4 protein-coding genes are annotated in these 15,981 nt (G+C 76.0%); 2 read left to right on the forward strand and 2 right to left on the reverse strand.

Going from position 1 to position 15,981, the window contains the following annotated elements; translation table 11 throughout:
- Positions 1-6: 6 nt before the first annotated feature.
- Positions 7-10,863, forward strand: coding sequence for a type I polyketide synthase (locus tag PYR91_RS35680; protein WP_279787328.1), 10,857 nt, complete (start codon positions 7-9; stop codon positions 10,861-10,863).
- A 327-nt stretch (positions 10,864-11,190) separates the two neighbouring features.
- Here the strand turns inward: PYR91_RS35680 and PYR91_RS35685 are convergent, their stop codons facing one another.
- The gene (locus tag PYR91_RS35685) at positions 11,191-11,562 is read right to left on the reverse strand and encodes an alpha/beta hydrolase (RefSeq protein ID WP_279787329.1); all 372 of its coding nucleotides are present in this window, start codon (positions 11,560-11,562) and stop codon (positions 11,191-11,193) included.
- Positions 11,563-11,618: 56 nt separating this feature from the next.
- Here PYR91_RS35685 and PYR91_RS35690 point away from each other — a divergent pair, with 56 nt between their 5' ends.
- Entirely contained in the window at positions 11,619-11,744 is a 126-nt protein-coding gene (locus tag PYR91_RS35690; RefSeq protein WP_279787331.1) for a hypothetical protein, read from the forward strand.
- An 89-nt stretch (positions 11,745-11,833) separates the two neighbouring features.
- Here PYR91_RS35690 and PYR91_RS35695 read toward each other — a convergent pair whose 3' ends face one another.
- Positions 11,834-15,931, reverse strand: coding sequence for a thioester reductase domain-containing protein (locus PYR91_RS35695; protein WP_279787334.1), 4,098 nt, complete (start codon positions 15,929-15,931; stop codon positions 11,834-11,836).
- Positions 15,932-15,981: the final 50 nt, after the last annotated feature.

Raw genomic sequence — 15,981 nt, forward strand, 5'->3', positions numbered from 1 at the left:
GCGGTAATGGGCAACGAAGAGAAGCTCGTCGAGTACCTCAAGCGTGTCACCGCCGAGCTGCACCAGACCAAGCAGCGGCTGCAGGACGTCGAGCGGTCGGCCCGGGAGCCGATCGCGATCGTCGGCATGGCCTGCCGGTTCCCCGGCGGCGTGGCCTCGCCCTCGGACCTGTGGCGGCTGGTCTCCGGCGGCGAGGACGCGATCGCCGGGTTCCCCGCCGACCGGGGCTGGGACGCCGAGGCGCTGTACGACCCGGACCCCGAGGCGCCCGGCCGCACCTCCACCCGGCACGGCGGGTTCCTGGGCGACGCGGCGGAGTTCGACGCGGCGTTCTTCGGGATCTCGCCGCGTGAGGCGCTGGCGATGGATCCGCAGCAGCGGGTGCTGCTGGAGACCTCGTGGGAGGCCCTGGAGCGGGCCGGCATCGACCCGGCGTCGCTGCGCGGCACCCGGGCCGGGGTGTTCGCGGGTGTGATCTCCCAGGAGTACGGCCCCCGGCTCCATCTGGCCGACCACGACGCCGACGCGCACCTGCTCACCGGCACCACCACCAGCGTCGTCTCCGGAAGGGTCGCGTACACGCTCGGCGTGGAGGGCCCGGCGATCACGGTGGACACGGCGTGCTCGTCGTCGTCGGTGGCGCTGCACCTGGCGGTGGCCGCCCTGCGGGCCGGCCACTGCGGGCTGGCGCTGGCCGGCGGCGTCACCGTGATGGCCACGCCCGGTCTGTTCATCTCCTTCAGCCGCCAGCGCGGCCTGGCGCCCGACGGCCGGTGCAAGTCGTTCGCCGACGCCGCGGACGGCACCGGGTGGGGCGAGGGCGCCGGCATGCTGGTGCTGGAGCGACTTTCGGACGCGCGGCGCGAGGGGCATCGGGTGCTGGCGGTGATCCGGGGCAGCGCGGTGAACCAGGACGGCGCGTCCAACGGGCTGACCGCGCCGAACGGGCCCTCGCAGGAGCGGGTGATCCGGCAGGCGCTGGCCGACGCGGGGCTGTCCGCCGCCGAGGTCGACCTGGTCGAGGCGCACGGCACCGGCACGCGGCTGGGCGACCCGATCGAGGCGCAGGCCATCCTCGCGACCTACGGCCAGGGCCGGGACGAGGACCGGCCCGTGTGGCTGGGCTCGCTGAAGTCGAACATCGGCCACACCCAGGCGGCGGCCGGCGTCGCCGGCGTGATCAAGACGGTGCTCGCCCTCCAGCACGGCGTGCTGCCCAAGACGCTGCACGTGGACCGGCCGACGTCCCAGGTCGACTGGTCGGCCGGGGCCGTGGAGCTGCTGGCCGAGAGCCGTCCCTGGCCGCCGACCGGCGGGCCGCGACGGGCGGCGGTGTCCGCCTTCGGGATCAGCGGCACCAACGCCCACCTGGTGCTGGAGCAGGCGCCGCCGCCCGAGCCCGAGGAGGCCGGGCCGGAGACGGCGCTGCCGGTGGTCCCGTGGCTGGTGTCGGCGAAGACGCCGGACGCGCTGCGCGGGCAGGCGGCCCGGCTCGTGTCGCTGGTGGAGTCCGACGCCGGCCTGCGCCCGGCCGACGTGGCGTACTCGCTGGCCACGACGCGCTCGGCGTTCGAGCACCGCGCCGCGGTGGTCGCGGGCGACCGCGACGGCCTGCTGAACGGCCTGCGCATGCTGGCCGAGGACGCCTCGGGACCGTCCGTGACGCGCGGGACGGCCGGCGCGGGCCGCACGGCCTTCCTGTTCACCGGCGCCGGCCCCCAGCGGGCGGGCATGGGCCGCGGGCTGTACGAGGACTTCCCGGTGTTCGCGCGGGCGTTCGACGAGGTGTGCGCCGGGTTCGAGGGGCTGCTGCCCGGGTCGCTGAAGGACGTGGTGTTCACCGGCGAGGGGCTGCAGGAGATCGGGTGGACCAAGCCCGCGCTGTTCGCGTTCGAGGTCGCCCTGTACCGCCTGGTGCGGTCGTGGGGCCTGGTCCCCGACTACGTGACCGGCCACTCGATCGGCGAGCTGGCCGCGGCGCACGCGGCCGGGGTGTGGTCCCTGGCGGACGCCTGCCGGGTGGTGGCGGCGCGGGCGCGCCTGATGCAGGCCCTCCCGCGCGGCGGAGCCATGATCGCCGTCGAGGCCACGGAAGAGGAGGTCGCGCCCCTGCTGGCCGGGCTGGAGTCCGAGGCGGGGATCGCCGCGATCAACGCGCCGCGTTCGGTGGTCGTCTCCGGGGTCGAGGCCGTCGTCACCGAGGTCGCCGCGCACCTGCAGCGGCAGGGGCGCAAGACCCGCCGGCTGAGCATCGGGCAGGCGGCCCACTCGCCCCTGGTCGACCCCATGCTGACGGAGTTCGGCCGCGTCCTGGACGCCGCGGCGTTCACCGAGCCGGAGATCCCGCTGGTCGCCGACGCGGCCGAGGTGTGCACCCCGGAGTACTGGGTGGGGCAGGTGCGCCAGACGGTGCGCTTCACCGACCAGGTGCGCTGGCTGCGCGACCAGGGCGTCACCCGGTTCGTCGAGATCGGCCCGGACGGGGTGCTCAGCGCGCTGGGCCAGCACACCGTGGACGCGGAGTTCGTCGCGCTGCAACGCCGCGACCAGCCCGAGACCGCCACCGCGATCACCGCACTCGCCCAGGCGCACACCGGGGGCGCGGGCGTCGACTGGGCGGCGGTGTTCGCGGGCACGCGGGCCGGCCGGGTCGAGCTGCCGACGTACCCGTTCCAGCGGGACTTCTACTGGCTGGCGGAGCCGGCCTCCGGCGACGTCAGCGCGGCGGGGCTGCGGGGCGCGGAGCATCCCCTGCTGGGCGCGGTGGTCGGGGTGGCCGGCGGTGACGAGGTGGTGTTCACCGGCCGCCTGTCGATGGGGACGCACCCCTGGCTGGCCGAGCACACCGTCGGCGAGGCCGTGGTGCTCCCGGAGGCCGCCCTGGTGGAGCTGGCCCTGCGCGCCGGCGGCGAGGTCGACCGCCCGGTGCTGGAGGAGCTGGTGATCGAGGCGCCGCTGGTGGTGCCCGGCGGGGCGGGAGTGCTCGTCCAGATCGTGGTCGGCGGCCCCCGGGAGGACGGGAACCGTCCGGTGACCTTCTACTCCCGCCCGGACGGCGCCGACGCCGAGCGGTGGACGGCGCACGCCGGCGGCCTGCTCGGCGCCCCCGGTCCGGCGCCGGACTGGACGCTGGAGGCGTGGCCGCCTGTGGGAGCGGCCCCGGTCGCCGTCGACGGCGTGTACGCCGACCTGGCCGGGCGCGGCTACGGGTACGGGCCGGTGTTCCAGGGCCTGGAGTCGGTGTGGCGGCGCGGCGCCGAGGTGTTCGCCGAGGTGCGGCTGCCCGAGCGGGTGGCCGCCGAGGCCGTCCGCTTCGGGATCCATCCGGCGCTGCTGGACGCCGCCCTGCACCCGGCGCTGCTCGACGTCCCGGCCGGCGACGACGGGATCGCCCTGCCGCTGGAGTGGGCCGGGGTGACCCTGCACGCGACCGGCGCGACCGCGTTGCGGGTGCGGGTGAGCCGTGACGACGACTCGACGACGCTCCAGGTGGCCGACGAGACCGGGCAGCCGGTCGCCGAGGCCCGGTCGCTGCTCACACGGCCGGTGCCCGCCGATCGGCTCACCGCCACCGGAGGCGCCCTCGACGCGCTCTACGCGGTGGACTGGATCCCGGCCGGCCTGCCCGCCCCGCCCGCCGAGTCCGCCCCATGGGCACTGCTGGGCCCCGCCGGCGACCGCGTCGAACAAGCCCTGACGGCCACCGGGGTGCCGGTCCGCCGCTGCGGCGACCTCGCCGGGGCGGACGGCGCCGAGATCGTCGTGGCCATGCCGAGCGGCGGGGCGCCGGCCGGGGTGCGTGCCCGCTCGGACGGCGAGCCGGCCGGGGCGGACGGCGCCGGCGTCGTTCTCGCCGTGCGGGCCGGAGAGGCGCCTGAAGGCGCGGAGGTCGCCGGTGCGGTGCACGCGGCGGTGCGTGAGGCGCTGGACCTCGTCCAGCGGTGGCTGGCCGACGAGCGGCCGGCCGCCGGCCGGTTGGTGGTGGTCACCCGCGGCGCGGTGGCCGCCGGCCCCGGCGAGGACGCCGCGGACCTGGCCGGCGCGGCGGTGTGGGGGTTGCTGCGCTCGGCGCAGTCCGAGCACCCGGAGCGCGTCACGCTGGTCGACCTCGACGACGACCCCTCCTCGGCCGGCCTGCTGCCGGCCGCCGTGCGTTCGGGGGAGCCGCAGGTGGCGATCAGGGCCGGCGCGGCGCTGGTCCCCAGGCTCGCCAGGCCCGCCGAGACCGAGCCGCAGGCGCAGGCGCCGAACCCGGACGGGAACCGGAACCTGGACGGGAACCGGAACCTGGACGGGAACCCGAACCTGGACGGGAACCCGAACCCGAACTCGGATGGAAAGCCGAACTCGAACCCGGACCCGAACTCGAACCCGGCGCCGGACGGCACGGTTTTGATCACCGGCGGCACCGGGGCGCTGGGCGCGCTGTTCGCCCGGCACCTGGTCACCCACTACGGCGTCCGGCACCTGGTGCTGGCGGGCAGGCGCGGGCCCGCCGCCCCGGGCGCGGCCGAGCTGCGGGACGAGCTGTCGGCCTTGGGCGCCGAGGTGCGCATCGTGGCCTGCGACGTCGCCGACCGGGACGCCCTGGCCGAGCTGCTGGCCGGCATCCCGGCCGAGCACCCGCTCACCGGGGTGCTGCACTCGGCGGGGGTGGCCGAGGACGTGGCGTTCACCGAGCTGACCGCGAGCCGGGTCTCCGCCGTGCTGCGTCCCAAGGTGGACGCCGCCTGGCACCTGCACGAGCTGACCCGCGACACCGACCTGACGATGTTCGTGCTGTTCTCCTCGCTGGCCGCCACCATCGGCGGCCCCCGCCAGGGCGGTTACGCCGCGGGCAACCTGTTCCTGGAGGCCCTGGCCGCGCACCGCAGGGCGCGGGGCCTGCCCGCGACGTCGCTGGGGTGGGGGCTGTGGGCGGCAGGCGGCATGGAGACCGAGGTCCCGCGGGAGGAGCTCGACCGGTGGCTGAGGTCGGGCCTGCGGCCCATCTCCACCGACGAGGGCACGGAGCTGTTCGACCGCGCCTCGCGCACCGGTCGCGCCGCCGTGGTGCCCGCCCGGTACGACCTCGCGGTGCTGCGCTCGCAGGCCGGGGTGGCCGCGCCGATCCTGCGCGGGCTGACCGGCCGCGCCGCCCGCCGCGTGGCCGCGACCGGCGTGCGGCGGACGGGGCTGGCCGACCGTCTCATCGCGATGTCCGCCGCCGACCGCGAGGAGTTCCTCGTCGGCCTGGTGCGCGACGAGGTGGCGGCCGCGCTGGGGCACGCCGACGGCGGCGCAGTGGCGGGGGACGTCCCGTTCCGCCGGCTGGGCCTGGACTCGCTGACGGCCGTCGAACTGCGCAACCGGCTGGTCGCGCGCACCGGTCTCGCGCTGCCCGCGACCGTCGTGTTCGACCATCCGACGCCCGAGGCGCTGGGCGAGCACCTGCTGACCGTGCTGGTCGGCGACCGCCCCGCACCGCCCGAAGTCACGACCGCGCCCGCCGCCCCGGACGAGCCGGTCGCGATCGTGGGAATGGCGTGCCGCCTCCCGGGCGGCGTCACCACGCCCGAGGAACTGTGGCGCCTGGTCGTGGAGGGCGTCGACGCGGTCGGCGCGATCCCGGCCGATCGCGGCTGGGACGTCGAGAACCTGTACGACCCCGACCCGGACCGGCCGGGCACCTACTACACGCGCGGCGGCGGGTTCCTGCACGACGCGGGGGACTTCGACGCGGCGTTCTTCGGCATCTCGCCGCGCGAGGCCGTCGCGATGGACCCGCAGCAGCGGCTGCTGCTGGAGACGTCGTGGGAGGCGGTGGAGCGGGCGGGCATCGACCCGCACACGCTGCGCGGCAGCAGGACCGGGGTGTTCGCCGGAACGGGCCCGCAGGGGTACGGCGCGCAGTCCGACGTCACGGCGGGCGGCGCCGAGGGCTACCTGATGACCGGCACGCTCGGCAGCGTCGCCTCCGGCCGGATCTCCTACTCCCTCGGCCTGGAGGGCCCGGCGCTCACGGTCGACACGGCGTGCTCGTCGTCCCTGGTCGCCGTGCACCTGGCGATCGCGGCACTGCGGTCGGGCGAGTGCGACCTGGCGCTGGCCGGGGGCGCGATGGTCACCACGAGCCCGCGCATCCTGGTGGAGTTCTCCCGGCAGCGCGGGCTGGCGCCCGACGGCCGGTGCAAGTCGTTCGCGGCCGGCGCGGACGGCACCGGGTGGTCCGAGGGCGCGGGCATGCTCGTGGTCGAGCGCCTGTCCGACGCCCGGCGGAACGGGCACCGGGTGCTGGCGGTGATCCGCGGCTCGGCGGTGAACCAGGACGGCGCGTCCAACGGCCTGACCGCGCCGAACGGCCTGGCGCAGCAGCGGGTCATCCGGCAGGCGCTGGCGAACGCCCGCGTCCCGGCGGCCGAGGTCGACCTGGTGGAGGCGCACGGGACGGGAACGCGGCTGGGCGACCCGATCGAGGCGAGGGCCATCCTGGCGACGTACGGCCGGGAGCGCCCCGAGGGCCGGCCGGTGTGGCTGGGATCGGTCAAGTCGAACATCGGGCACGCGCAGGCGGCGGCCGGGGTCGTCGGCCTGATCAAGACGGTGCTGGCGCTCCGGCACGGGATGATGCCGAAGACCTTGCACGTGGACGAGCCGACGCCCGAGGTCGACTGGACGGCCGGTGCGATCGAGCTGCTCACCGAGACCCGCCCGTGGCCCGAGGCGGGACGTCCGAGGCGCGCCGCGGTGTCGTCGTTCGGGATCAGCGGCACCAACGCCCACGTCGTCGTGGAGCAGGCCCCCGAAGACGAGCCGGACCCACAGGCAGATGCGGGGCCGGAGCCGGTCCAGCCCGCGTCGAGCGCGGTGGCCGTAGGACCGGAGCGGGCTGAGCCCGAGGCGATCGAGCCGGTGGGGGCCGGGTTGGTGGGGGCCGTGCCTGGTGGGGTGGTGCCGTGGGTGCTGTCGGCGAAGTCGCCGGGGGCGTTGCGGGCGCAGGCGGGTCGGTTGGTGTCGTTCGTGGAGTCCCGGCCGGAGATCGATCCGGTTGATGTGGGGTTCTCGCTGGTGTCGTCGCGGTCGGTGTTCGAGCATCGTGCGGCGGTGGTGGCCGGTGACCGTGAGGGTCTGCTGGCGGGGTTGCGGGCGCTGGCGGAGGACGGTTCGGACTCCCGCGTGGTGCGCGGTGTGGCGGGCGCGGGTCGTACGGCTTTCCTGTTCACCGGTCAGGGCGCCCAGCGGGCGGGGATGGGCCGGGAGCTGTACGCGGACTTCCCGGTGTTCGCGGCGGCGTTCGACGAGGTGTGCGCGGCCTTCGACGGGTTGTTGCCCGGGTCGTTGAAGGATGTGGTGTTCTGCGGTGAGGGTCTGGATGAGACGGGGTGGACGCAGCCGGGACTGTTCGCGTTCGAGGTGGCGTTGTTCCGGCTGGTCCGGTCGTGGGGTGTGGTTCCGGATTATGTGACGGGGCATTCGATCGGTGAGCTGGCTGCGGCGTATGTGGCCGGGGTGTGGTCGCTGGAGGACGCGTGCCGGGTGGTGGCGGCGCGGGCGCGGTTGATGCAGGGGTTGCCGTCGGGTGGGGCGATGGTCGCGGTGCAGGCGACCGAGGATGAGGTCGTGTCTGTGCTGGTCGGCCGGGAGGCCGAGGTGGGGGTCGCGGCGGTGAACGCGCCGGACTCGGTGGTGATCTCCGGTGTCGAGGCGGCCGTGGTCGAGGTCGCCGAGCGGCTGCGCGAGCGGGGGTGCAGGACCAGCCGGCTGCGGGTGAGCCACGCCTTCCACTCCCCGCTGATGGACCCGATGCTCGCGGAGTTCGGCGAGGTGCTCGACGGGGTGGCGTTCACCGACCCGGCCATCCCGTTGACCGGGGACGCGGAACGGGTGGCGGCGGGCTACTGGGTGGAGCAGGTGCGCCGGCCGGTGCGGTTCGCCGACCAGGTCCGGTGGCTGCACGACCACGGCGTGACCCGCTTCGTCGAGATCGGACCCGACGCCGTGCTCACCGCCCTGGGGCACGCCGTCGCGGACGCGGCTTTCATCGCCCTGCAACGCCGTGACCGGCCCCAGGCCGCCACCGCGCTGACCGCGCTCGCCCGGGCCCACGCCCACGGCGCGAGCGTCGACTGGACCGAGGTCTTCGCCGGCACCGGGGCCCGCCACGTCGACCTGCCGACCTACGCCTTCCAACGCCGGCGCTACTGGCTGGACGCCCCGGCCGGTGACGTGACCTCGGCGGGGCTGTCCACGGTGCGGCACCCGCTGCTGGCCGCCATGGTCGAGGCGCCGGAGTCCGGTGGCGTGCTGGTGACCGGCCGCCTGTCGGTGACCGCCCAGCCATGGCTGGCCGACCACGAGGTGGGCGGCCGGATCCTGCTTCCCGGCACCGCGTTCGTCGAGATGGCACTGCGCGCCGGGAACGAGACTGGGTGCGCGTCGGTCGAGGAGCTGACCCTGCACGCCCCCCTGGTGCTCCCGAGACGGGGAGGGGCACGGGTCCAGGTGACGGTGGACGGGCCGGACGAGTCGGGGCGGTGCCGGGTGCGGGTGCATTCGCGGCCCGACACCCCCGACCCGCACCCGTGGACGCTGCACGCCACCGGCGTCGCCGCCCCGGCCGCCGCCACGCCGGACGGGGGAGAGCCGAGCTGGCCGCCGCGGGACGCCACCCCGGTCGCCGTCGACGGCGCGTACGACGAGCTGGCCGGGCGCGGCTACGGATACGGCCCCGTCTTCCAGGGGCTGACGTCGATGTGGCGCCGCGGCGAGGAGGTGTTCGCCGAGGTCGCGCTCCCCGGCGAACAGGCGGGCCAGGCCGGCCGGTACGTCATCCACCCCGCCCTGCTGGACGCCGCCCTGCACGCGGTCGGTCTCGGGCCGTTCCTCAGCGGCATGGACGGCATCGCGCTGCCGTTCGCGTGGACCGGCGTGTCCGTGCACGTCCCGGGGGCGCCGGCGGTGCGGGTACGGCTGACGCCCACCGGTCCCGGCACGCTCTCGGTCCGGATGTACGACGCCTCCGGCGCGCCGGTGGCGTCGATCGACGGTCTGCGGTTCCGGCCGGTGCCGCGCGACGAGGCGGGGGCGCCGGCCGACGCGCTGTTCCGGGTCGACTGGCAGGCGGTGCCCGCCTCACCGCGGGCCGAGCCGCGGTGGACGCGCGCGGACGCGCTGTCCGAGGCGGAGGCCGGCGCGGACGTCGTGTTCCTGCCGTGCCCGTCCGGCCCGGACGTCCGGCGGGTCGCGCACACGGTGCTGGGCATCGTGCGGGACTGGCTGGCCGAGGAGCGGTTCGCGTCCGCGCGCCTGGTGCTGGTCACGAACGGCGCGGTGGCCGCCACGCCGGGGGAGCCGGTCGAGGACCTGGCCCAGGGGGCGGTCTGGGGCCTGGTGCGTTCGGCCCAGACGGAGCACCCGGGCCGGTTCGGCCTCCTGGACGTGGACGGCGGGCCCGTGCCATGGGCCGCGGTCGCGAGCTTGATCGGGGACGAACCGCAGCTGGCGGTCCGGGCGCGGGAGGTGCGGGCGCCCAGGCTCGACCGCGCGCGCACCGGGGAGGTGCCCGCCGCGTTCGACCCCGACGGCACGGTGCTGATCACCGGGGGCACCGGCATGATCGGGGCGGGGGTGGCGCGGCACCTGGTCACCCGGCACGGCGTGCGGCACCTGCTGCTGGCCGCCCGCCGCGGCATGGCCTCCGCCGGAGCCGGTCGGCTGGTGGCCGACCTGGCGGCGCTGGGCGCCGAGGTCACCGTGGTCGCGTGTGACGTGGCCGACCGTGACGCGGCGGCGGAGCTGCTGGCCGGGATCTCGCCGCGCTTCCCGCTGACCGCGGTGGTGCACGCCGCGGGCGTGCTCGCCGACGGCCTGCTGGCCACGATGACCCCGGAGCAGATGGACACCGTCCTGCGCCCGAAGGTGGACGGGGCGTGGAACCTGCACGAGCTCACCGAGGGCCTGCCGTTGTCGGCGTTCGTGCTGTTCTCCTCCATGTCCGGCATGCTGGGCGCGGCGGGGCAGGCCAACTACGCCGCCGCGAACGCCTACCTGGACGCCCTCGCGTGCCACCGCCGGGCGCGGGGCCTGCCGGCGGTGTCGCTGGCATGGGGGATGTGGGACGAGCGCAGCGAGATGACCAGGGATCTGGGCGAGGCCGACCTGCGCCGGATCTCGCGTACGGGCGCGCTGCCCCTGTCGGCCGAGCAGGGCGCCGCCCTGCTGGACGCCGCGCTGACGGTGGACGAGCCGCTGCTGGCGCCGGTCCGGCTGGACCTGGCGACGGTGCGGGTCCAGCCGGTCGTGCCGGCGCTGCTCCGCCGGCTGGCCGGCGGGCGGGCCCGGCCGGCGTCACGGCCCGGCGGGGGCGCGGTGTCGCCGGTGGCGTCGCGGCTGGCGGCCCTGCCCGAGGTCGAGCACCACGGGGTGGTGCTCGACCTGGTGCGCGCCCAGCTCGCCGATGTTCTGGGGTTCCCGTCGACGGAGGAGGTCGAGGCCGGTCGCGCGTTCAAGGAGCTCGGGGTCGACTCGCTGACCGCCGTCGAGCTTCGCGATCGCCTGGGCTCCGCGACCGGGGTGCGCCTCCCCGCCACGCTGGTGTTCGACCACCCGACCCCCGCCGAGCTGGCCCACCGCCTCACCGCCGAGATCCTGAGCGCCTCCAAGAGCACGCCGCCGGCCGGTTCGGCGTTCACGCACCTCGACGGGCTGGAGTCGGCACTGCGGGACGTGACCGGAGGTGAGGGCGAGCGCATCGCGGCCCGCCTGGAAGAGCTGCTGGCCCGCCTGACCGCCATGAGTGACGCGGCCCGCGGCCCCGGCCGCATCGACGTCGACGACGCCACCGACGACGAGCTCTTCGCCTTCCTGGACGGCGGTTCCCGCTGAACCGCCGTCCAAGCGGACACGCCGCCTCACCCACCACACGACGGCGCCCGCCCTGAAGCCTTCGGCGCGCCTTCTAGAGGCGGCATCGCTGAGTGTCGCCGCGCGCCCGTCGCGCAAGCCGTTGTTCTCAGGGTTGTAAGACCCTCCTCACCCCCGCCCACGTCGACTCGGGGGTGGCTTCGCTTGCGCGACTGTGGGTGGTGGGCTGGGTGGGAGTCGCCTAGAAAGGCTGTGCCGAAGGCGCCATCCAGGGGGCGGTGGTCGGCTGGTTCCCGGGGCGGTCGATCGTGGGCGGTGGTTTCGGGAGGCCGCCGGGTGGGGGCGGGGTCACAAGGTGTGCAGGAAGTGTTCGAGGGCCTTGGTGAAGAGGTCGGGGCGCTCCATGTTGGGGTAGTGGGCGGTGCCGTCGATGAGCATCGAGCGGCCTCGGGGGACGGCGCCGGCCAGGCGTTCGGCCATGGCGAGATGGTCGGGGGAGTCGGCGGCGCCGTTGATCGCCAGCACGGGGACGCCGATGCGGCCGACGCGCTCCCAGGTGTCGCGTACCGGGACGACGTGGTCCGGCTCGCCGGCGGTGTGCTTGGACATGGTGGTCGTGGCCATCCGGCGCAGGCGGTCGACGACGTCGGGGTCGACGTCCTTCAGGTGACGGTGCGGGCCCGCGCCGAGGGTCAGGAACGCCTCGACCGAGGCGTCCACGTCGCCCGTCCTCGCTCATCCGGCTGACCGAGGAGGGCCGGGCCGCCGTCATCGCCGTGCTCGACCGCGAGCGTTCGGTGCTGCGCCTGGCCGGCGGCGACCTCACCGACGTCGAGGTCGACTCCTGCCTGCGCGTGCTCTCGCGCCTGCTGCGCCTCCTCGACGACGTCGAGGTCGACTGAACCAGGCCCGGCCGTACCCGGGGCCGGCTTGGCCCGGGTACGGCCTGGCACGGCCGGCGCGCCCCCGTGCGGAGAGGCGCGCCGGTCGTTCAGGAGCCCGCGTCGGCCAGGGCCGGGCGGCCGGGGAAGTAGCCCGCCTCGGCGAAGAACCTCGCGTACCTGCCGAACAGGTCCCTGTCGATGGGCGGGCACCCGATGCCCGAGCCGGCGAGGGCGCGCTCGGTCGAGCCGGCGTCGATGGCCATGTAAACGGCCTCGCCGGCGGTCAGGTAGTCGCGGAAGATGTCGATCACCGGGAACAGGGCGTTGCCGCGGTCGGCCTTGACGGTCGCCACGAAGTCGTCCCAGGACGTCTCGGCCACGGCGTAGCCGGAGTCGCGCAGGTAGGCCACCATGTCCTGGAACGCGACCGGCGTCCGGTTGCCGAGGTGGAAGGTGCCGCCGGCGGCCCGCGCCTGCGACAGCCGCGTCACCGCCGCGCTGACGTAGTCCACCGGAACCATCGGGAAGAAGGCGTCGGCGCCCTTCGGCAGCGCCCCGGCCTGCAGGCAGCCCTTGAGGCTGAGCCAGACGAAGTCCTGGGTCTGGCACGCGCCGGTGCGCTGGTCGCCCGACACGACGTCGACCCGGTAGACCGACACCGGCAGCCCGCGCTCCCGGGCCAGCTCGATGATCTTCTCGGTCACGTACTTGGACTGCCGGTACCCGTTCGTCAGTGCGTCGGGCGGCCCGATCGGGTCCTCCGGCGCCAGCCCGGCGCCGTCAGCCGCGGGGCCGGCGAACACTCCGGTGCTGGAGATGTGGTGCACGGGCACCGTGCGGTGCAGCGCAGCCAGCCGGAGCACCTCCTCGGTGCCGGTGACGTTGGACGCCTTCAACGACCTGTACGGATGCAGCCAGTTGACGGTCGCGCCCGCGTGGTACACCCCGTCCACGATGCGGGCCAGGGCGTCGTACGCCGCCGGGGCGAGGCCGAACCGCGGTTCGGCCAGGTCGCCCAGCACGATCGCCAGCCGCCGGACGTCCACCTCGTCAAGGAGCCCGTACCAGGCCAGGTTGGCCCGCAGCCGCTCCAGCGCGGTCCGCTCGTCGGCGCCGCGAACCAGGCAGTGCACCGTCGCCCGGGTCGACCGCATGAGGTCGCGGAGCAGGAAAGCGCCGAGGAACCCGGTCGCGCCGGTGAGGAGGACGTGCGCCGGGTCGCCCAGCTCGGTGGTGACCTCGGCGGCGGGCACCACGTCGGCGGCGAGCCGGATCTCCGCGTCGAAGTCGAACCTGGACGGCGCGGAGTCGGCCGGCGCCGCCCCGGCGAGCACCTCCGCGCGGAGGTGGTCGGCCAGCGCGGCCGGAGTGGTGTGGTCGAACACCACCGTGGGCGGCAGGGCCAGGCCCGTCTCCGACGTCAGCCGGTTGCGCAGCTCGACCGCGGTCAGCGAGTCGAAGCCGAGGTCGGTGAAGACGGCGTCGTCGGCGACGTCCTCGGTGGTGCCGTGTCCGAGCACCGCGGCGACCGCGGTGCGCACCAGCCCGAGGAGCAGCGCCCGCTGCTCGGCCGGGTCCAGCGCGGTCAGCCGGTCGGCCAGCGCGCCGCCGCCGTCCGCCGAGGTGACGATCCGGCGGACCGGCTTGCGGATGAGCCCGCGCAGCAACGGCGGGACGGGACCGTGCTGCCGGGTGACCACGTCGAGGTTCAGGTGCATCGGCACCGGGACGGCGTCGTCGGCGGCGAGCGCGGCGTCGAACAGCGCGGGCCCCTCGTCCGGCGAGATCGGCCGCAGGCCCGCCTGGGTGGCGCGGTTCCAGTCGGCCTCGGTCAGGCGGGCCGCCATGCCGTGCGTCTGCGCCCAGGCGCCCCAGGCGATGGAGACGGCGGGCAGCCCGCGCCCCCGGCGGTGGTGGGCGAGCGCGTCCAGGAACAGGTTGGCCGCCGAGTAGTTCGCCTGCCCGGGTGAGCCGATGATGCCCGCGACCGAGGAGAACAGCACGAACATCGCCAGGTCGAGGTCCGCGGTCAGCTCGTGCAGGTGCAGGGCCGCGTCCACCTTCGGGGCCAGCACGGAGGCGAGGCGGCCGGGGGTCAGCGACGTGATGATCCCGTCGTCGATCACACCCGCGGTGTGCACTACCCCGGTCAGCGGATGCGCGGCCGGGATGCCGGCCAGCAGCGCCGCGACCGTGGCCCGGTCGGCGACGTCTCCGGCCACGATCTCGACCCGCGCCCCCAGCCCGGTCAGCTCCTCGCGCAGGTCGGCCGCCCCCGGAGAGTCGCCCCCGCGCCGGCTGGTCAGCACCAGCCGCCGGACCCCGTACTCGGTGACCAGGTGCCGGGCGAACAACGCGCCGAGCGACCCCGTGCCTCCGGTGACGAGCACCGTTCCGTCCGGATCGAGCGCCCGCCCGCCGATCCCCCGCGGCCCGGCGAACCGGGACGCGCTCGTGCGGAGTGGCGGCGGCGTGCGGTCGGGGTGGGGGGCCGGCGCCGGGCCGCCGTTCCCGTGCGGCATGGCCGGGTGGGGTGCGCCCGCGAGGAGCGGCGGCGCCGTGCCGTTCGTGCCGGGTTCCGGGGCTCCTTGGGGGGTTCGGCACAGCCTGGCCAGGCGGGGGACGCTCGCGCGGCCCGCGCGGACGGCGAGCTGGTCGTGGCCGGATTCGATCGCCGCGGGCAGGACGGCGGTGGTGGCGGGGTCGTCGTCGGCGTCGATCAGCGTGATGCCGCCGGGATGCTCGATCTGGGCCGCCCTGACCAGGCCCCACAGCGGGGCCGTGGTGAGATCGACGTCCTCGCCGGCGTGGGTGCCCACCGCGTTGCCCGTGATCACCACCAGGCGGGGGCGCGTGAGCCAGTCGCCGGCCAGCCAGTCCTGCACCAGCTCCAGCAGGCGGGTGGTGGCCCGCCGCGCCGAGCCCGCGACATCGCCTTCGGCGGCCGGGTCCCGGCCGGCGACGACGACCAGCGCGTCCACCGGATCTCCGGCGGCGGCGGCCTCCGCCAGGGTGGCGAGCCCGAGCCCCGCGACGGCTCCGAGCCGGCCGCCGGTCTCGCCGAGCAGCGCCCAGCGGCCGGTGATGTCACCGGCGTCGGGGAGGGCGGCCGGTGACCAGGCGACACGGAACAGCGAGCCGGACGCGAGGTCGTCGGCCGGGGTGTCCGCCTCGGCGGGCAGCGCGCGCAGGGTGACCGAGCGGGCCTCGGCGACCGGCTCCCCGGCCTCGTCGGCCACCCGGAGCCGGAACGCGTCCGGGCCCTCGGGGGTGAGCCGGCAGCGCAGCGCGCTCGCTCCGGTGGCGTGCAGGGCGATCTGGCGCCACGACACGCCCGTGGCGGCCGGGCCGGCGCCGGGAAGCAGCGGATGCAGCGCCGCGTCCAGCAGGGCGGGATGGAGGCCGAACCCCGCCGCGTCGGCGTCGCCGGGCAGCCGCACCTCGGCGAACAGCTCATCGCCCTGGCGCCACAGCGAGCGCAGGCCCTGGAACAGCGGCCCGCACCCGTGGCCGTGCGCGGCGAGCCCGTCGTAGAAGCCGTCGAGCTCGACCGGGACCGCGCCGGGCGGCGGCCACGCGGCCAGCGAGAACACCGGCGCTGGCGCCGACTCGGCGAGCAGGCCGGTGGCGTGACGGACCCACGAGCCCGGAGGGTCCTGGACGGGCCCGGACCCGCTGGAGACGCCGGAACGGCCCGTCGCCTTCGGGGGGGTGGCCTGCCGCGCGTCGACCGTGACCGGCCGCCGTCCGTCGTCCCGGGGAGCCCCGACCACGACCTGTATCTGGACGGCTTCGCGCTCCGGGACGGCCAGCGGCGCGGTGATCTCCAGCTCGGCCAGCAGCGGGCAGCCCACCTCGTCACCGGCGCGGACGGCCAGGTCGACCAGGGCGGACACGGGGAGGAACGCCGTGCCGCCCAGGGTGTGACCGGCGAGCCAGGGGTGGGTGCGCGGCGACAGCCGGCCGGTCAGCACGGCGCCCTGGTCGCCGCCCAGCGTGACGGCCGAGGTCAGCAGCGGGTGGCCGGTGGAGTTCGGGCCGGGACCGGCCTGCTCCGCCGATCCGGGCGCGACGCTGTCGATCCAGTACTTCTGGCGCTGGAAGGCGTAGGTGGGCAGGTCGACCTGCGCGGCTGCGGTCCCGGCGAACACCGCGGCCCAGTCGACCGCCAAACCGTTCGCGTGGAGCTGGGCCAGACCCCGCATCACGGTCACGGCCTGATCCTGGTCCCGGCGCTGCAGCGCCACGAACCCCG

The sequence above is a fragment of the Sphaerisporangium sp. TRM90804 genome (genome assembly GCF_029846175.1).
Lineage (GTDB): Bacteria > Actinomycetota > Actinomycetes > Streptosporangiales > Streptosporangiaceae > Sphaerisporangium.

Bases quoted from the DNA above. Each gene is read 5' to 3' on its own strand.
- PYR91_RS35695 (WP_279787334.1), bottom strand. From the start codon at position 15,931: ATGCGGGGTCTGGCCCAGCTCCACGCGAACGGTTTGGCGGTCGACTGG.
- PYR91_RS35680 (WP_279787328.1), top strand. From the start codon at position 7: ATGGGCAACGAAGAGAAGCTCGTCGAGTACCTCAAGCGTGTCACCGCC.